This window comes from Micromonospora sp. NBC_00389, assembly GCF_036059255.1.
In the GTDB taxonomy this organism is placed as follows: domain Bacteria; phylum Actinomycetota; class Actinomycetes; order Mycobacteriales; family Micromonosporaceae; genus Micromonospora.
In genome coordinates this window covers 7,273,836-7,291,013 of the sequence record NZ_CP107947.1, presented here as the reverse complement: position 1 = coordinate 7,291,013, position 17,178 = coordinate 7,273,836, and the positions used below count along the sequence as shown (strand labels likewise).

Genomic DNA, 17,178 nt, shown 5'->3' with positions numbered 1-17,178 from the left:
GATGCGTGGCCGATCGGCCCAGGGTCGCCCACCCGGTTGGCGGAGCAGCGGGCTAACCTTGCCGGCATGCGCCTCTCCGCCCGGGTTGACTACGCCCTCCGCGCGGCCGCCGAGCTCGCCGCGACGGCCAGTGGCCCCAGGCGGGGCCGGCCGGTCACGGCTGACCAGATCGCCCGGGCCCAGGAGATCCCGCCGAAGTTCCTGGAGAGCATCCTGCTCCAGCTTCGCCGGGGCGGCATCGTGCACGCCCAGCGCGGCCCGGAGGGCGGCTACTGGCTGGCCCGCCCGGCTGAGGAGATCTCGCTGGCCGACGTGATCCGGGTGATCGACGGGCCGCTCGCGCACGTCCGCGGGCAGCGCCCGGAGCAGCTCGGCTACCACGGCCCGGCCCGCGCGCTTCAGGAGGTCTGGATCGCGTTGCGGGCCAGCGAGCGGGAGATCCTGGAGTTGGTCAGCGTCGCCGACGTGGCCGCGGGCACGCTGCCCGAACGGGTCACCGAGCTGGTCGCCGACCCGCGCGCCTGGATCTGACCGCCGGCCCGCCGTCCGGCCACGTCACCCGCCCACCCCATCCGTCCTGGCCGGTCCGCAGTGCTCCGACGCTGACCGCCGGCATCCCATCCACCGATCAGGGTCTTGACCCCGGCCACCCCGTGCCGCATTGTCGACCAAGTCGATAGGAGATGCCGAAAAGACAGGGGGCGCTCGTGCGTAAGCTGCTGGTCCTCGCTCTGGTCGGGCTTGCCGCGCAGCTGGTCGACGGCTCGCTCGGCATGGCGTACGGGCTGACGTCGTCCACCCTGCTGCTGGTCGTCGGGGTCGCCCCGGCCGCCGCCTCCGCGTCGGTGCACCTGGCCGAAATCGGCACCACGCTCGCCGCCGGAGTGGCGCACTGGCGGTTCGGCAACGTCGACTGGCGGGTGGTGACCCGCATCGCGCTGCCCGGCGCGATCGGCGCGTTCGCCGGCGCCACCCTGCTCAGCTCGATCTCCACCGAATCGGCCGCGCCGTGGATGGCCGGCATCCTCTTCACGCTCGGCGCGTACCTGCTGGTCCGCTTCGCCCGACCGCTGCGTACCGACCGGGTCGGCGGGCGGCTGCGCGGGCGCTTCCTCGGCCCCCTCGGCCTGGTCGCCGGGTTCGTCGACGCCACCGGCGGTGGGGGCTGGGGCCCGGTGGCCACCCCGGCGCTGCTGGTCTCCGGCCGCCTGGAGCCGCGCAAGGTGATCGGCTCGGTGGACACCGCCGAGTTCGTGGTGGCCGGCGCGGCCAGCATCGGCTTCCTGATCGGGCTGGGCACCGAGGGATTCCTGCTGCCCACCGTGGCCGCGCTGCTCATCGGCGGGCTCATCGCCGCCCCGCTGGCCGCCTGGCTGGTGCGCATCGTGCCGGCCCAACTGCTCGGCGCGGCGGTCGGTGGCGTGATCGTGCTGACCAACGCCCGTACCCTGATCCGCGCGGGCGACCTGGGCGGCGCCGTGCCGCCCCTGGTCTACGCCCTGCTCACCGCCGCTTGGCTGGCCGCGCTGGTGTTCGCCGTGCGCGCCCTGCGCCGCACCCGCCGCGCCCGCGCCCGCGTCACCGCCACCGACGTCGCTCCCACCCCAGCACCCGCCAGCGCAGTCCCGGCTGACCTGGCCACAACGGGTACGCCCACCACGCGCTGAACCTCGCGACAACATCGCCCAGGCGCTCCACGGCGAGGGCGGGTATGGCCGCGTCGATCATGGAGTCGTGGTGGGCAGAATGTCATCACTTGCCCGCTTTGCGAGGCACCACAACTCCATGATCGACGCGCGGGAGGTGGGAGGCGGGGCGGGAGGGTGGTCAGTGGGGGAGTAGGTCGTTGGTGGTGGAGGTCAGCAGCGTCCAGGCCTCGTCGATGTGCCGCTCGGTGGTCTGTGGCGAGCCGACCGCCAGCCGCAGCGTGTACCGGCCGGCCACCCGGGTGTGCGTCAGGTGCACCCGCCCGGTGCGGTTCATCCGGGCCAGCAGCTCGGCGTTGACGTCGTCGTCGGCGCGTAACCGGAAGCAGACCAGCGAGAACGGGTGCGCCGCCGCCAGCTCGAACCGGTCGTCGGCCCGGAGCCGGTCGGCGAACCGGGCGGCCAGCGCCACTCCGGAGCGGACGTGTGCCCGCAGCCCCTCGGCGCCGTACCAGCGCAGCACGAACCACAGCTTCAGGGATCGGAACCGGCGGCCCAGCGGGACCTGCCAGTCCCGGTAGTCGATCACCGCGCCGGACTCGCTGGCCGCGTTGCGCAGGAACTCCGGCAGCACGGTCAGCGCCTCGACCAGCTCAGCGCGGTCGGCCACCCAGAACGCGTCGCAGTCGAAGCCGGTGAGCAGCCACTTGTGCGGGTCGAAGCAGTACGAGTCGGCGTACTCCAGACCGACGTGCGACCAGCGCAGCTCGGGGCAGACGGCGGCGGCGCCCGCGTACGCGGCATCCACGTGCAGCCAGATCCCGTACTCGGCGCAGATCGCGCCGATCTCGGGCAGCGGGTCAACGGCGGTGGTGGAGGTGGTGCCGATGGTGGCCACCACGATGGCGGGCACGTCCCCGGTGGCCAGGTCGGCCTCGATCGCGGCGCGCAGTGCGGCCGGCCGGAGCGCCTGGGTGTCCGGGTCCACCTCGATCGTGCGGACCCCGTCGGCGCCCAGCCCGGCGATCCGTACGGCCTTCTCGATGGAGGAGTGCCCGTGGGTGGAGGTGTACGCGCGGTAGCGCCGGTCGATGCCGGTGTCGCGCCAGCGGCCCCCGCTGGCCCGGTGCAGTGCGGCCAGCGTGGCCACCAGGGTCGCCGAGGAGGCCGAGTCCTGGATCACCCCGCCACCGGTACCGGTCGAGCGGAACCGTGGCGGCAGGTCCAGCAGCTGGGCCAGCCAGTCCATCATCACGGTCTCCAGCTCGGTGCAGGCCGGGCTGGCGGCCCAGAGCATGCCCTGCACACCGAGCCCGGAGCTGACCAGGTCGCCGAGCACGCTCGGGCCGGAGGTGTTGGCCGGGAAGTAGCCGAAGAAGCCCGGGTGCTGCCAGTGGGTCAGCCCCGGTACGACGATCGCGTCCAGGTCGGCGAGGACCGCCTCGACCGGCTCGCCGGCGGTGGGCGGCGCGACCGGCAGGGCCGCCGCCACGGTGCCCGGCGGGTCGGCCGGGGTGACCGGGCGCTGCTCCAGCGTGGCCCAGTAGTCGGCGATCCAGTCGACCACGGCGTGGCCGGCCCGGCGGAACTCGTCAGGATCCATGTGTGGGGCGCTCACCCGGACGAGTTGATCAGGCATCGTCCGCCGGGGCAAGACGTCACCGGGCCATCAATACAGCAACGGGCATCGATATTGCGCCGTGGAAAGCGCTTGCCTTACGATGCGCGGTGAGTCGGATCCGTGAGTTCCAGGGCGTTCATCCCCGATCAGGTCGCCGCCCGCCGCCGCCGCGGCGGACCAGTTCACCGCGCTTTCCCGGGCAGGGCAGGTGGACCCACAGCGGTCACCCCACCGGATCCCCGGAGGCAGTTCATGCACCCGTCCAGACATCGTCTGATCCTGCTCGCCGGCACGACGGTGACAGTCGTCGTGGCCGCCACCCTCGGTACGGTCGTCGCCTCGGCCGCCGCCGTCAGCTGCCGGGTCGACTACCAGGTCACCAACCAGTGGCAGGGCGGCTTCGGCGCCAACGTCACCGTCACCAACCTCGGCGACCCGGTCACCGGCTGGGCCCTCACCTGGTCGTACACCGCCGGCCAGCAGGTCACCCAGGCGTGGAACGCCGCCGTCACCCAGTCCGGCGCCCAGGTCACCGCGCACAACGTCGGCTACAACGCCACCATCGGCACCAACGGCACCGCCGCGTTCGGCTTCAACGGCTCGTGGACCAGCAGCAACCCCGGCCCGGCCAGCTTCGCGCTCAACGGCGCCACCTGCACCGGCGCGCCGCCCACCGACGGTCCGACCACCCCGCCGCCGACCACTCCGCCGCCCGCCGGGGGCGGGCTGCAGATGGAGGACCTGGACCGGGGGTTGATCAGCGTCGGCTCCGGCAGTGGCAACCTGGTCTCCTGGCGACTGCTCGGCACCGAGACCTCCGGCGTCGCGTTCAACCTCTACCGGGGCTCCACCAGGGTCAACGCCAGCCCGATCACCGGCGCCACCACGTACCTCGACAGCGGTGCGGCGGTCGGCTCGGCGTACACCGTCCGCGCCGTGGTGGGCGGCGCCGAGCAGGCCGCGTCGGCGCCCGCGCTCCAGTTCGGCGCCGGCTACCTGGACGTGCCGTTGCAGGTTCCGCCGGGCGGCAGCACCCCCAGCGGGGAGAGCTACACCTACAGCGCCAGCGACGCCTCCGTTGGGCGACCTCGACGGCGACGGCAGCTACGAGATCGTGCTCAAGTGGGAGCCGTCGAACGCCAAGGACAACTCCCAGTCCGGCTACACGGGCGTCGTCTACGTGGACGCGTACACCCTTGCCGGGGCTCGGTTGTGGCGCGTCGACCTGGGCCGCAACATCCGCGCCGGCGCCCACTACACCCAGTTCCAGGTGTACGACTACGACGGCGACGGGCGCGCCGAGGTGGCCATGAAGACCGCCGACGGCACCCGCTCCGGCACCGGCCAGGTGATCGGGTCCGCCTCGGCGGACCACCGCAACTCCAGCGGCTACGTGCTGGCCGGCCCGGAGTACCTGACCATGTTCGACGGGCAGACCGGCACCGTGCTGTCCACCGTCACCTACGACCCGCCGCGCGGCACCGTGTCGTCCTGGGGTGACTCGTACGGCAACCGGGTGGACCGGTTCCTGGCCGGCACCGCGTACCTGGACGGGCAGCGCCCCTCCCTGATCATGGCCCGGGGCTACTACACCCGGGCGGTGGTCGCGGCCTGGGATTTCCGTGACGGCACGCTGCGCAAGCGCTGGACGTTCGACTCGAACGCCTCCGGCAACGGCGCCGCGGCCGGTCAGGGCAACCATCAACTCTCCGTCGCCGACGTCGACGTCGACGGCCGCCAGGAGATCGTCTACGGCGCCGCCACCATCGACGACAACGGTCGGCTGCTCTACTCGACGGGCAACGGGCACGGCGACGCGCTGCACGTCGGCGACCTCGACCCGAGCCGCTCCGGCCTGGAGGTGTTCAAGGTCGACGAGGATGCCAGCAAGCCCAGTTCCTGGTTCGCCGACGCGCGTACCGGTCAGATCCTCTGGTCCACGCCGGCCTCGGGCGACAACGGTCGGGGAGTCTCGGCGGACATCTGGGCGGGCAGCCCCGGCGCGGAGTCGTGGTCGTCCGCGGTCACCGGGCTGGCCAACACCAGGGGGCAGAACGTCGGCCGTAAGCCGTCGTCGGCCAACTTCCTCGCCTGGTGGGATGGTGACCCGGTGCGTGAGCTGCTCGACGGCACGAAGATCGACAAGTACGGCACCGGCGGTGAGACCCGGCTGCTCACCGGCAGCGACGTGGCGTCCAACAACGGCACCAAGTCCACGCCGGCGCTCTCCGGAGACATCCTGGGCGACTGGCGCGAGGAGGTGATCTGGCGGACCACCGACAGCCGGGCGTTGCGCATCTACAGCACGCCCACCCCGACCAGCACCCGGATCCACACCCTGATGCACGACCCGCAGTATCGGGTGGCGATCGCCTGGCAGAACACCGCCTACAACCAGCCGCCGCACCCGGGGTTCTTCATCGGCGACGGAATGGCCAACCCGCCCACCCCGAACATCTACCTACGCTGATCTGATCCTGGCGGCCCCGAGCGGGGTCGCCCAGGGTGGCAGGCACCGGGCCGCAGCCGCGGAATCCGCTCAGCTCCGGCCCGGTGCGCCACACCGCGGCATTCCCGACCCGTCCCGACCGGAAATGCCGTACCACCACCGGCACCAACGTTAGGCACCGTCCGGGTCGGGGCGGTGACGCTGACATGAAGATCGTGTTTCACGCCTCCCGGCGTAGACCGCCCGCCACCTGCTCGGCGATCAGCTCGTACGAGCGCACCCGGTCCTGCACGTCGTAGACGAGCGTGGTCAGCATCAGCTCGTCCGCACCGGTGCGTTCCTGCAACTCGGTCAGCTGTCGCCGGACGGTCTCCGGCGAGCCCATCGCCTGACCATCGCGGCGCTGCAGCACGAACTCCCGCTCGATCTCGGTGTACGGGTAGGCCGCCGCCTCCTCGGGCGTGGAGAGAGGTTCCGGCCGGCCGGAGCGCAGCTTCAGGAAAGACAGGGCGCTCGGCCCGGCCAGCCACTCGGCCCGCTCGTCGGTCTCCGCGCAGACGGCGTTGACCGCCACCATCGCGTACGGCTTGTCCAGCCACTGGGAGGGCCGGAAGTTCTGCCGATAGAGCGCGAGCGCCGGCAGCGTGTTCGCCGAGCTGAAGTGGTGTGCGAAGGAGAACGGCAGGCCGAGCAGGCCGGCCAGTTGGGCGCTGAAGCCGCTGGAGCCGAGCAGCCAGACCGCCGGTTGCTCACCGTGCCCGGGGGTGGCGATGATCTGCCCGGGCCGCTCTCCGCTGAAGTAGTTCATCAGGTCGTTCAGCTCGCGCGGGAAGCCCTCGGCCGAGAGCCCCTCCATGGTGCGGCGCAGGGCCAGCGCGGTCACCTGGTCGGTGCCCGGCGCCCGGCCGATCCCGAGGTCGATCCGGCCAGGGTGCAGCGCCTCCAGGGTGCCGAACTGCTCGGCCACCACCAGCGGCGCGTGGTTGGGCAGCATCACCCCGCCCGACCCGAGCCGGATCGTGGAGGTGTTCGCGGCCAGGTGGGCGAGCAGCACCGCGGGGGCGGAGCTGGCGATCGCCGGCATGTTGTGGTGCTCGGCCACCCAGAACCGGTGGTAGCCCAGCTCCTCGGTGCGGCGGGCCAGCTCGGTGGTGGCCCGCAGCGCCGCGCCAGCGGTGGTGCCCTTGGCGACCGGGGCAAGATCAAGAACAGACAACGGAACGGTGATCACAGGGTCAACCAACCCGTCGGCGACCGATTTTGTTCCGCTTGGCCGGCATCCGTCGGGTTATTCACCGCCCCTGCCGCTGCTCAGCCCATCCCGCGGGCCTGCTCGAAGATCAGGCTGGTCTGGGTGTGCTGCACCACCGGATCGACGGCGAGGTGGTCCAGCACGAAGTCGCGCAGCGCGTCCCCGGACGCGGCCCGCACATGCAGCACGTAGTCCTCCGCGCCGGCGACGTGGAACACCGACACCACCCCGGGCAGCCGCACCGACCGGGCCCGGAACGCGTCGACCGCCGCCCGCTCGTGCGCGGTCAGCCGTACCGACACCAGCGCTTGCAACGGCAGACCGAGCGCGGCCGGATCCACCTCGGCGTGGAAGCCGCGGATCGCGCCGCGGTCGCGCAGCGCCCGGGTGCGGGTCAGACAGGTCGACGGCGCCACCCCCACCCGCTCGGCGAGGGCGTTGTTCGGTAGCCGGCCATCCGCGGCCAACTCGGTGAGGATCGCGCGGTCCACCTCGTCCAGGGTTGGGTGGGACCGCACATCGTTCGGCTCAGGGGGCATCCCGCCATCCTCGCCCGAATCCGTCAGCTAAACCAGCCCACCGGACAGAATTATGTTCCAGGCTATTGCCCATTAGTTGGTGGATGTTCGACGCTACCGCCATGACGACGGTGGACACCCGGGCCGTGCACGCCGGCCGCGACGACCTACGGACGCTCGGCGTGCACGTACCGCCGATCGACCTGTCCACCACCAACCCGCTGCCCTCGGTCGAGGACGGCGGGAACGCCTACGAGCAGCTCGCCACCGGCGGCCTTCGCCCAGCCGAGGGCGGCTCCGTCTACCAGCGGCTGTGGAACCCCACCGTGGCCCGCTTCGAGACCGCCCTCGCCGAGCTGGAGGGCACCGCGCAGGCCGTCGCCTTCGCCAGCGGCATGGCCGCCCTCACCGCCGCCCTGCTCGCCGCCGGCCGGGACGGCCGTCGGCACGTCGTCGCCGTCCGACCGCTGTACGGCGGCACCGACCACGTGCTGGCCACCGGGCTGCTCGGCACCACCGTCAGTTGGGCCCGCCCCGAAGAGGTCGCCGCCGCCGTCCGTCCGGACACGGCGCTGGTCATCGTCGAGACGCCCGCCAACCCCACCCTCGACCTGGTGGACATCGCCGCCGTCGCCACCGCCGCCGGGGACGTCCCGCTGCTGGTCGACAACACGGTCGCCACCCCCGTGCTGCAACAGCCGGCCCGGCACGGTGCCGCCCTCGTGCTGCACAGCGCCACCAAGAGCATCGGCGGGCACGGCGACGTGCTCGCCGGCGTCGTCGCCTGCGACGCGGAGTGGGGCGCCCGGCTGCGCCAGGTCCGCGCGGTCACCGGCGCGATCCTGCACCCGCTCGGCGGCTACCTGTTGCACCGCGGGCTGCAGACCCTGCCGCTGCGCGTCCGCGCCCAGCAGGCCAACGCCGAGAAGCTCGCCGGCTGGCTCACCGACCACCCGGCCGTACATCGCGTGTACCACCCGTCGGTGCACGACCCGGCGGCGTTGGTCGGCCGGCAGATGGCCGGCCCCGGCAGCCTGCTCGCCTTCGAGGTACGCGGCGGCGCACCCGCCGCGGCCGCCGTCGCCGGCGCCTGCCGGCTGATCACCCACGCGGTGTCCCTCGGCGGCGTGGACACCCTGATCCAGCACCCCGCCTCGCTCACCCACCGGCCGGTCGAGGGCGACGCGAAGCCCGTCGGCGGTCTGCTGCGCCTCTCGGTCGGGCTGGAGGACACCGAGGACCTGCGCGCTGACCTCGCCCAGGCGCTCGACATCCTCGGCTGACCGGCCGGGCCGGTCGGCTCAGGCCAGGTCCTTGCCGGCCAGCACCCGCCGGGGCGAGCCCTCCCGGGCCACCCGCAGCATTGCCTGGCCGAGTCGGTCGGTGCTGGTCACCTGGTTCGGGAAGAGCCGGCTCACCACCGGGAACAGCGGGCTGGTCACCGCGTAGAGCACCCGGTACCAGCGCGTCCGTGACACGGCGCCGTGCGTCGGCTGGATGAAGCCCGGCCGGGCCGCGTAGCCGTTGGGCAGGAGATCGCGGACCGCGTTTTCGGTGCGGCCCTTGACCCGCGCCCACATCACCCGGCCCCGCCCGGTGGAGTCGGTGCCGACGCCGGAGACGTAGACGAAGGTGACGCTCGGGCTCACCTCCGCCAGCAGCCGCGCCGCCGCGAGCGGATAGTCATAGCTGATCTTGGTGTACGCGGCCTCGTCGAGGCCCAACGAGGAGACGCCGAGGCAGTAGAAGCAGGCGTCGACGCCGGTCAGTTCGGCGCGCACCGCGTCCAGCTCGCCGACGTCGGCGACGACGAGCTCGCGCAGCTTCGGATGCCGCTGCCCGGTCGGCTTCCGGCCGACGGTCAGCACCTCCCGCACGTCCTCGGCGAGCAGGCACTCGCGCAGCACGCCCTGACCGACCATGCCGGTCGCGCCGAAGATGACCACCCGCATCAGTTCGCACCCCTGTCGTCGATCTCGTCGCCCGGCCGGTCCGGTCGGGCCAGCCGTAGGCGGCGGGGTCCGTCGGATTGTCGACACCGTGCGATCGGCGGAAGCAACGGATGAGAGTACGCGTGCTGCCGACCGGATGTGGTGGCGGCGAGCGCGGTGGACGCGGGCTCGAGCCCGCGTCTGAGGTGGGTGCCGGGAGCGGGATTCGAACCCGCAAGCCCTTTCGGGCAGAAGTGTTTGAGACTTCCGTGTATGCCGTTCCACCATCCCGGCGAGTGCCGCTTACTGTACCCGACTACGCTTCTGCGGGAGCATGGGTGGTAGCCGTGCAGGAACGATGGTGGGGGTAGGGCTGGTGGCCGAGACGCCGACGGATGCCGAGCGCAGGCGGGTGCTGATCGCCGAGGACGAGGCGCTGATCCGGCTGGACCTCGCCGAGATGCTGGTCGAGGAGGGCTACGAGGTGGTGGGCGAGGCCGGCGACGGCGAGACCGCCGTCCGCCTCGCCGAGGAGTTGAAGCCCGACCTGGTCATCCTCGACATCAAGATGCCGATCATGGACGGGCTGGCCGCCGCCGAGCGGATCGCCGGCGCCCGGATCGCCCCGGTGATCATCCTGACCGCGTTCAGCCAGCGTGACCTGGTCGAGCGCGCGCGGGCGGCGGGCGCGATGGCGTACCTGGTGAAGCCCTTCCAGAAGAGCGACCTGGTCCCGGCGGTGGAGATCGCGCTGTCGCGCTACTCGGAGGTCGCCGCGCTGGAGGCGGAGGTCGCCGGCCTGACCGACCGCCTGGAGATCCGCAAGACGGTGGAGCGCGCCAAGGGTGCGCTGATGACCACGTACGGGATGACCGAACCGCAGGCGTTCAAGTGGATCCAGCGCACGGCGATGGACCACCGGATGACCATGAAGGAGGTCGCCGAGCGGATCCTCGCCGAGACCGCTGGCGGCGAGGTGGCGCAGCCGACCGTCTGATCGGCGTCCGCTTCCCGACTGTCCCGTCGGATCGGTTCCGGTCGTGCGGCACATCGGGGGCCACCGCGCGGCGGCTGCGGGGCATAACATCGAGGCGTGTCCGTCCGACGGGTCATCGCGGTGTTCGGTCTCTTCGTGCTGCTGCTCTCCGGCTGCGACGGGCCCGCCGATCCGGCCGCCGAGACGTCGACCAGCGTGGGGCCGACCGCCGCCGCGCCGGTGCTCCGGCCGGGGTGGCAGCCTCTGACGGTGCCGGCGCCGCCGGGTGGCGAAGGCCGTCTGCTGCTCCGCGACGCGGCGGCCTGCGCGGGCCGTTGGTTCCTGGTCGGTGGTGTCGTCGACGCCGCTGGCGGCACCCGCCCGGCGGCCTGGACCAGCGTGGACGGTACGACCTGGACGGTCGTGGCGGTGCGCGCTGATTCCTTCTACGGCCGCCAGAACGTGCTCTCGTCGGTGGCCTGCCGCGACGGGCGGGCGGCGGTGATCGGCGCCAAGACCGGTGGGGCGCACGGCTATCCGCGGATCAGCACCTGGCGGCAGTTGCCCGACGGCACGCTGGTCGAGGTGCAGGCGTCGTTCGAGACGTTCGGCGGGCCGACGGCGGTCAACGTGTCCCGGTTGGCGGCTGGCGCCCCGGGCTGGCTGATCGTCGGCAATCGCTCGGCGGGCGCGGCCTCCTGGGTGTCCTCGCCGGAAGCGGCGGAGTTCGCACTGGTGGAGGGCGCACCGGAGCTGGCCAGCGACCCGGTCGGGGTGACCTGGGCGTTCGACGCCGTGGCGGCGCCGCCGGGCTGGCTGGCGGTGGGTGGCCTGCTGCCGGCCGGCCGGATCGACCGGGATCCGGCGGTCTGGTCGTCGCCGGACGGGCGGTCGTGGCGGCGCACGGTGCTGCCGGGCGGCCCGGAGTACGAGGAGATGCAGCGGGTGACGCTCGTCGGCGGGGTGCCGGTGGCGGTCGGGCTGCGCGGGGCGACGTTCGGCGCGTGGCGGCAGGAGGCGTCGGGCTGGGTGGCCGCCGGGACGTTCGGCCGGCGGGCCGGGGCCGGGGTGCCCGGGGTGGCCTCGCTGGTCGCCGCCGGGGATCGGCTGGTCGCCGCCGTGACCGACGGTGCCCGGCACTCGGTGTGGGTCTCGGCCGATCGCGGCGGGTCGTGGCGGGAGGCCGCGATGCCGCTTGATGTGTCGGCGGGGGTCGATCGGGACGTGGCGCTGGTGGCGGTGGGCGACCGGTGGTGGTTGGCGGCGGACGACGGCACGCGGGCGGGGTTGTGGTCGGCGGCCGGCGTGGGCGCCTGAGCACCGGTGGTCGCGCGGCGCTCTGCCCCGGGTGGGATGTGCCGAGCCGTTTCCGCAGGTCAGGGGGCTTTTCGCCAGGGGGATCCCGGTCCGGGCGGGTGCGGGTGAGCTCCGACCGGACGCCGGCTTAAGGACCGACCGGCGGATTCACCTGTTACGGACATCGACAAGATTGCGCTCGTCTTCGTAACGGTTTCGCAGACCCCCCGTTCAGGCCTTCCGGGACGGTGTGCCGTGTCGGTACGCTCCGCCATCACGAGCCGTAACGCAGGGGAAGTCCCTGCGGGGTGGGTGGAATTGCGGGCCTGCTGCTGTCGCCGTCGTTTCGGGTCAGCCGCGTCCGCATCTGGAGGAGGTCAGGAAGCCGTGAGGCGAAGCTATGTACGGGCGCTGGGTACCGTTGCGCTCGCCGCGACCCTAGTGGTCGCGGCTGGTTGCCAGGATTCCGGTGGAGGCGATGATGGGACCGCGTCCGGTGACTGCGGTGGCAAGATCGCGATCTTCGGCGCGTTCACGGGTGACAACGCGGGTCTGGTGATCCCGTCGCTGAACGGCGCGAAGCTCGCCGTGAAGCAGTTCAACGAGGCGAACCCGAACTGCAAGGTCACCATGCAGGAGTTCGACACCCAGGGTGACCCCGCGGTGGCGACCCCGTTCGCGAACCAGATCGCTGGGGACAACTCGTTCCTCGGTGTCATCGGTGGTCACTTCTCCGGTGAGTCGGACGCCACGATGCCGATCTACCAGGCCGCGGGCCTGGCGATGATCAGCCCGTCGGCGACCCGGACGGACCTGACCCAGAAGGGCAACACGTCCTTCTACCGCGTCGTCGGCAACGACGGCACGCAGGCCGGTGCGGTGGCGAGCTACCTGAAGACGCAGAGCGCGCAGAAGGTCTTCCTCGTCGATGACGCCAGCGCGTACGGCGCGGGCATCACCGAGGAGCTGGGCAAGCAGCTCGGCCCGCTGGTGGTGAACAAGGACAAGATCCAGGAGCGGCAGGCGCAGTTCGACGCCACCATCTCCAAGATCAAGTCTGCGCAGGCGGACTTCGTCTTCTACGGCGGTTACACCCGTGAGGCCGCTCCGCTGGTGAAGCAGATGCGTGCCGCCGGTGTCCAGGCCAAGTTCGTCGGCCCGGACGGTCTCTACGACCCGGCGTTCCCGGCGGGTGCCTCCGGCGGTGCCGAGGGCGCGATCATCACCTGCCCGTGCCTCCCGGCTGACAAGGCCGGCGGCACCTTCTCCGCCGACTACCAGAAGGAGTACGGCATCGCGCCGGGCTCCTACGGTGCGGAGGGCTTCGACGGCGCCAAGGTCTACCTGGACGCCTTCAAGGACGGCAAGAAGAGCCGGGCCGACATCCTGGCGTACGTGAAGGCGTACGACAAGCAGGGCGTGTCGAAGTACATCAAGTTCGATGCCAAGGGTGACGTCGACCCGTCGAAGGTCGTCATCTGGGCCTACCAGATCAAGGGCACGGCTATCGAGCCGCTGCAGGAGCTCAAGCTCAGCTGACGCCCAGGCAATGGAGTGCGGCCGGGGTGTCTCACCCCGGCCGCGCTCGATTCAAGGAGACCCCCGGTGCATTTCGATGAACTGATCGGCCATCTCGGCCAGCACACGGTCGATGGCCTGTCCAAGGGCGCTATCTACGCCCTGATCGCCCTTGGTTACACCCTCGTCTATGGCGTCCTTCGTCTGATCAACTTTGCGCACTCCGAGGTGTTCATGGTCGGTACCTTCGCGGTGCTGATCCTCTGGACCCAGCTCGGGGTGCAAAATAACCCTCCTGTCGGCCAGGCGATCCTGTTCCTGGTGCTCGGTCTGATCGTCGCGGCGGTCGCCTCGGGCGGTACGGCTCTGGCGCTTGAGCGGATCGCGTACCGGCCGTTGCGGCGCAAGAACGCGCCGCCGCTGATCTTCCTGATCACCGCGATCGGTCTGTCGCTGGTCTTCGTCGAGCTTTTCGGTCAGGTGCTGCCCAAGCTGCTCGGTAGCGTGCTGCCGGAGGCGTTCGGCCGGCCCCGGCAGATCGTCGGTATGCCGACGATCATCCAGCAGGAGACCCTGTTCACCATCGGCAACACGGCGATCACGAACATCCAGTTGATCGTCTTCGTCGCGGCCGTGGCGATGATGGCGCTGCTGGACTGGTTCATCAACCGGACCCGGTATGGCCGGGGTGTGCGGGCGGTGGCCCAGAACCCGGAGACCGCCGCGCTGATGGGCGTCAACCAGGAGCGCGTGATCATGCTGATCTTCGTGCTCGGTGGGATCATGGCCGGCGCCGCCGCCCTGTTGTGGAGCATGCGGTTCGGCTTCACCCAGAACAGCATCGGCTTCGTGCTCGGCCTCAAGGCGTTCACCGCCGCGGTCCTGGGCGGCATCGGTAACCTGCGCGGCGCGCTGCTGGGTGGCCTCTTCCTCGGCATCGTCGAGGTCTACGGCGCCACGCTCTTCGCGTCCAACTGGGAGGACGTCATCGCCTTCGTGGTGCTGATCGTGGTGCTGATGTTCCGGCCGACCGGTCTGTTGGGCGAGTCGCTCGGGAGGGCCCGCGCATGATCGACAAGATTCGCTCCGCTGATCGCCGTCGGGTGAGCCTGCTGACCACGGTCGGCGACCGCTGGCGGGCGCTGACGAAGTGGCAGCAGGCCCTCGGGCTGGCCGCCTTCGTGGCGTTCCTCTACTACCTGCCGCTGCTCGGCGTTCCGGGCCTGACCTGGTTGCGTACCGACTCGATCGAGGGCGGTAACAACTGGGCGGGTGTGCTCTTTGTCTGCGCCATCTACGTGCTGGTCGCGATCGGCCTGAACGTGGTGGTCGGCCTCGCCGGCCTGCTCGACCTGGGCTACATCGGCTTCTTCGCCATCGGGGCGTACAGCGTGGCGCTGTTCGGTTCGGTGAACTCGCCGGTGGTGAAGTGGATCCAGCAGGAGTTCGACCTGCCGGCGACCTGGGCGGTGACCTGGGCGATCTGCCTGTTCATCGCGATCGTGCTGACGATGATCTCCGGGGTGCTGCTGGGCTGGCCGACGCTGCGGCTGCGCGGTGACTACCTGGCCATCGTGACCCTGGGCTTCGGCGAGATCATCCGGATCGTTGCCCGCAACGCCACCGGGCTGACCAACGGCCCGGTGGGCATCTCGGCCATCCCCGGCCCGGAGGGTGCGCCGTCAGCGGACAACAAGGTCTTCGGTCTGATCGACGCGAAGCCCTGGTACTGGCTGGCGATCACCTTCGTGCTGATCATGGTTTTCCTGGTCCGCCGGCTGGAGCACAGCCGGGTCGGCCGGGCATGGCTGGCCGTGCGGGAGGACGAGGACGCCGCCGCGGTGATGGGTGTGTACCCGTTCAAGTTCAAGCTCTGGGCGTTCGCCATCGGTGCGGCCCTCGGCGGCCTGTCGGGCTTCCTGTTCGGCAGCCGGAACGCGTTCATCGACCCGACCCAGTTCAACGCGAACCTGTCCATCCTCTTCGTCGCCATGGTGGTCGTCGGTGGCTCCGGCAACATGATCGGCGTCTCGCTCGGCGCGGTGCTGCTGGCGTACCTGCCGGAACGGTTCCGCGACTTCGCCGACTACCGGTGGTTGGTCTTCGGTCTGGCCATGGTGCTGGTGATGATCCTGCGTCCGCAGGGCCTTGTCCCGAGCCGGCGGCGTGCCCGCGAGTTGAAGGACCGCGCGGCGGAGGCAGAGGAGGCACCAGCTCATGTCTGACCAGACCACCAGCACCGCAGCGCCGAAGATCCCGACTCAGGCGGGACCGCGGCCGATACTGCTCGAGGTCGACGACGTCACGCTCCGCTTCGGCGGTGTGGTCGCCCTCGACAAGATCAATTTTCAGATCTACGAGGGCGAGATCCTCGGCCTCATCGGGCCGAACGGCGCCGGCAAGACCACCAGCTTCAACGTGATGACCGGGGTGTACAAGCCGACGTCCGGGGCCGTCCGGTTCCGGGGCCAGAAGGTGACCGGTCGCAAGCCGCACCAGATCAGCCAGCTCGGCATCTCCCGGACGTTCCAGAACATCCGTCTCTTCCCGGAGATGACGGCGCTGGAGAACGTCATGGTCGGCACGGACTCGCGGCACAAGACGAGCGTGCCCGGGGCGCTGTTCCGGCTCTACCGGGTTCGCCCGAAGCCGGAGGAGCTGCCGCAGGTCACCGCCGCGTCCGGGATCGTCCGGACCTGGCAGCAGGTGCGCCTGTCGGCCGCGAAGATCTTCGGCCTGTCCCGGCACATCCTCGAGGAGCGGGCGGCCGAGTCCAAGGCGCTCGAGCTGCTGCGCTTCGTCGGGATCGCCGACCGGGCCAACGACGAGGCGCGCAACCTGCCGTACGGCTACCAGCGCCGATTGGAGATCGCCCGGGCGCTGGCCACCGAGCCGAAGCTGATCTGCCTGGACGAGCCGGCCGCCGGCTTCAACCCGGCGGAGAAGGAGGAGCTCCTCACCCTGATTCGCAGGATCCGTGACAAGGGCCTGACCGTCCTGCTCATCGAGCACGACATGCGGCTGGTCATGGGGGTCACCGACCGGATCGTGGTGCTGGAGTTCGGCCGCAAGATCGCCGAGGGTGCGCCCGCGGAGGTCAGCCGCGATCCGAAGGTGATCGCCGCATACCTGGGGGAGCCCGCCGATGACGCTGCTTGAGCTCGAGAACGTCGCCGTTGCCTACGGCCGGATCGAGGCGCTGCACGGCATCAGCCTGAGCGTCAACGAGGGTGAGGTGGTGGCCCTGATCGGCGCGAACGGCGCCGGTAAGACCACCACCATGCGGGCCATCTCCGGGACCCGGGCGCTCGCCAGCGGGAAGATCACGTTCAACGGTGAGGACATCAGCAAGCTCCGGGCCGACCTGCGGGTGGTCCGGGGGCTGTGTCAGTCGCCGGAGGGGCGGCAGATCTTCCCGGGTATGACGGTGATGGAGAACCTGGACATGGGGGCGTACACCCGGCGGGACTCCGCCGGCATCGCCGCCGACCTGGACCGGGTGCTGACCCTGTTTCCGCGGCTGGCCGAGCGGCGCAAGCAGGCCGGCGGCACACTCTCCGGCGGCGAGCAGCAGATGCTCGCGGTCGGCCGGGCGCTGATGAGCCGGCCGAAGCTACTGCTGCTCGACGAGCCGTCGATGGGTCTGGCCCCGTTGGTGATCCGGCAGATCTTCGACATCATCACGGAGATCAACCAGCAGGGCACCACGATCCTGCTGGTGGAGCAGAACGCCCAGCAGGCGCTCTCCCGGGCGCACCGCGGCTACGTGCTGGAGACCGGTCAGATCGTGAAGGAAGGGACCGGTCAGGAGTTGCTGCACGACCCGTCGGTCAAGGAGGCGTACCTCGGCGTGGCCTGAGCCATCCGACCAACCAGCGGCCGGCCATCCCTCACGGGGTGGCCGGCCGCCGGCGTTCCGGCCGGCCGTCTGTTCCGCCGTCGGACGCGCGGTGCCGCCACCCGGGGATGTC

General features: G+C 71.2%; 14 protein-coding genes, 1 tRNA gene and 1 pseudogene. 11 read left to right on the top strand and 5 right to left on the bottom strand.

The features are described 5' to 3' along the window. Positions 1 to 66: 66 nt before the first annotated feature. Both OG470_RS34395 and OG470_RS34390 read left to right on the top strand, forming a co-directional pair. A complete protein-coding gene (locus OG470_RS34395; protein ID WP_328418806.1) occupies positions 67 to 531 on the top strand; it encodes an RrF2 family transcriptional regulator in 465 nt (154 codons plus the stop codon). A 176-nt stretch (positions 532 to 707) separates the two neighbouring features. After that, positions 708 to 1,667 carry a sulfite exporter TauE/SafE family protein gene (locus OG470_RS34390; RefSeq protein WP_328418805.1) on the top strand — a complete coding sequence of 320 codons (960 nt, stop codon included), beginning with the start codon at positions 708 to 710 and terminating at the stop codon, positions 1,665 to 1,667. Positions 1,668 to 1,827: 160 nt separating this feature from the next. On the opposite strand, the gene OG470_RS34385 is transcribed toward OG470_RS34390, so the two are convergent. Beyond that, positions 1,828 to 3,264 (bottom strand): pyridoxal-dependent decarboxylase, encoded by a 1,437-nt coding sequence (locus OG470_RS34385; protein WP_328418804.1) that lies wholly within the window; start codon positions 3,262 to 3,264, stop codon positions 1,828 to 1,830. 255 nt (positions 3,265 to 3,519) lie between these two features. Here OG470_RS34385 and OG470_RS34380 point away from each other — a divergent pair. Beyond that, positions 3,520 to 5,737: pseudogene (locus OG470_RS34380) on the top strand (rhamnogalacturonan lyase family protein). A gap of 199 nt (positions 5,738 to 5,936) precedes the next feature. Here OG470_RS34380 and OG470_RS34375 read toward each other — a convergent pair. Together OG470_RS34375 and OG470_RS34370 are read right to left on the bottom strand one after the other, a co-directional pair. Next, positions 5,937 to 6,947: an LLM class flavin-dependent oxidoreductase gene (locus OG470_RS34375; RefSeq protein WP_328418803.1), complete on the bottom strand. Its 1,011-nt coding sequence runs from the start codon at positions 6,945 to 6,947 to the stop codon at positions 5,937 to 5,939. A gap of 80 nt (positions 6,948 to 7,027) precedes the next feature. Beyond that, complete coding sequence (locus OG470_RS34370; RefSeq protein ID WP_328418802.1) at positions 7,028 to 7,507, bottom strand: Lrp/AsnC family transcriptional regulator; 480 nt, start codon at positions 7,505 to 7,507, stop codon at positions 7,028 to 7,030. Between the two features lie 83 nt (positions 7,508 to 7,590). Here OG470_RS34370 and OG470_RS34365 point away from each other — a divergent pair, with 83 nt between their 5' ends. Further along, positions 7,591 to 8,769 (top strand): trans-sulfuration enzyme family protein, encoded by a 1,179-nt coding sequence (locus OG470_RS34365; RefSeq protein ID WP_328418801.1) that lies wholly within the window; start codon positions 7,591 to 7,593, stop codon positions 8,767 to 8,769. Positions 8,770 to 8,787: 18 nt separating this feature from the next. On the opposite strand, the gene OG470_RS34360 is transcribed toward OG470_RS34365, so the two are convergent. Both OG470_RS34360 and OG470_RS34355 read right to left on the bottom strand, forming a co-directional pair. Next, positions 8,788 to 9,438 (bottom strand): NAD-dependent epimerase/dehydratase family protein, encoded by a 651-nt coding sequence (locus OG470_RS34360; protein WP_328418800.1) that lies wholly within the window; start codon positions 9,436 to 9,438, stop codon positions 8,788 to 8,790. Positions 9,439 to 9,628: 190 nt separating this feature from the next. Then, positions 9,629 to 9,711, bottom strand: a tRNA-Leu gene (locus OG470_RS34355). A gap of 82 nt (positions 9,712 to 9,793) precedes the next feature. On the opposite strand from OG470_RS34355, the gene OG470_RS34350 reads away from it, so the two are divergent. From OG470_RS34350 to OG470_RS34320, 7 genes are all read left to right on the top strand, one after another. Further along, the gene (locus tag OG470_RS34350; protein ID WP_089019813.1) at positions 9,794 to 10,414 is read left to right on the top strand and encodes an ANTAR domain-containing response regulator; all 621 of its coding nucleotides are present in this window, start codon (positions 9,794 to 9,796) and stop codon (positions 10,412 to 10,414) included. A gap of 96 nt (positions 10,415 to 10,510) precedes the next feature. Next, the gene (locus OG470_RS34345) at positions 10,511 to 11,710 is read left to right on the top strand and encodes a hypothetical protein (protein ID WP_328418799.1); all 1,200 of its coding nucleotides are present in this window, start codon (positions 10,511 to 10,513) and stop codon (positions 11,708 to 11,710) included. A 366-nt stretch (positions 11,711 to 12,076) separates the two neighbouring features. Then, entirely contained in the window at positions 12,077 to 13,228 is a 1,152-nt protein-coding gene (locus OG470_RS34340) for a branched-chain amino acid ABC transporter substrate-binding protein (protein WP_328418798.1), read from the top strand. A 66-nt stretch (positions 13,229 to 13,294) separates the two neighbouring features. Continuing rightward, positions 13,295 to 14,278 carry a branched-chain amino acid ABC transporter permease gene (locus OG470_RS34335; protein WP_328418797.1) on the top strand — a complete coding sequence of 328 codons (984 nt, stop codon included), beginning with the start codon at positions 13,295 to 13,297 and terminating at the stop codon, positions 14,276 to 14,278. After that, positions 14,275 to 15,432: a branched-chain amino acid ABC transporter permease gene (locus OG470_RS34330; protein ID WP_328418796.1), complete on the top strand. Its 1,158-nt coding sequence runs from the start codon at positions 14,275 to 14,277 to the stop codon at positions 15,430 to 15,432. The genes OG470_RS34335 and OG470_RS34330 overlap by 4 nt, the downstream gene beginning before the upstream one ends. Then, the gene (locus OG470_RS34325; protein WP_328418795.1) at positions 15,425 to 16,366 is read left to right on the top strand and encodes an ABC transporter ATP-binding protein; all 942 of its coding nucleotides are present in this window, start codon (positions 15,425 to 15,427) and stop codon (positions 16,364 to 16,366) included. Before OG470_RS34330 ends, OG470_RS34325 begins: the two co-directional genes overlap by 8 nt. Beyond that, entirely contained in the window at positions 16,353 to 17,066 is a 714-nt protein-coding gene (locus OG470_RS34320; RefSeq protein WP_328418794.1) for an ABC transporter ATP-binding protein, read from the top strand. Before OG470_RS34325 ends, OG470_RS34320 begins: the two co-directional genes overlap by 14 nt. The last annotated feature ends 112 nt before the right edge of the window (positions 17,067 to 17,178 follow it).

Bases quoted from the DNA above. Each gene is read 5' to 3' on its own strand.
- OG470_RS34395 (WP_328418806.1), top strand. From the start codon at position 67: ATGCGCCTCTCCGCCCGGGTTGACTACGCCCTCCGCGCGGCCGCCGAG.
- OG470_RS34370 (WP_328418802.1), bottom strand. From the start codon at position 7,507: ATGCCCCCTGAGCCGAACGATGTGCGGTCCCACCCAACCCTGGACGAG.
- OG470_RS34365 (WP_328418801.1), top strand. From the start codon at position 7,591: ATGTTCGACGCTACCGCCATGACGACGGTGGACACCCGGGCCGTGCAC.
- OG470_RS34360 (WP_328418800.1), bottom strand. From the start codon at position 9,438: ATGCGGGTGGTCATCTTCGGCGCGACCGGCATGGTCGGTCAGGGCGTG.
- OG470_RS34330 (WP_328418796.1), top strand. From the start codon at position 14,275: ATGATCGACAAGATTCGCTCCGCTGATCGCCGTCGGGTGAGCCTGCTG.
- OG470_RS34325 (WP_328418795.1), top strand. From the start codon at position 15,425: ATGTCTGACCAGACCACCAGCACCGCAGCGCCGAAGATCCCGACTCAG.
- OG470_RS34320 (WP_328418794.1), top strand. From the start codon at position 16,353: ATGACGCTGCTTGAGCTCGAGAACGTCGCCGTTGCCTACGGCCGGATC.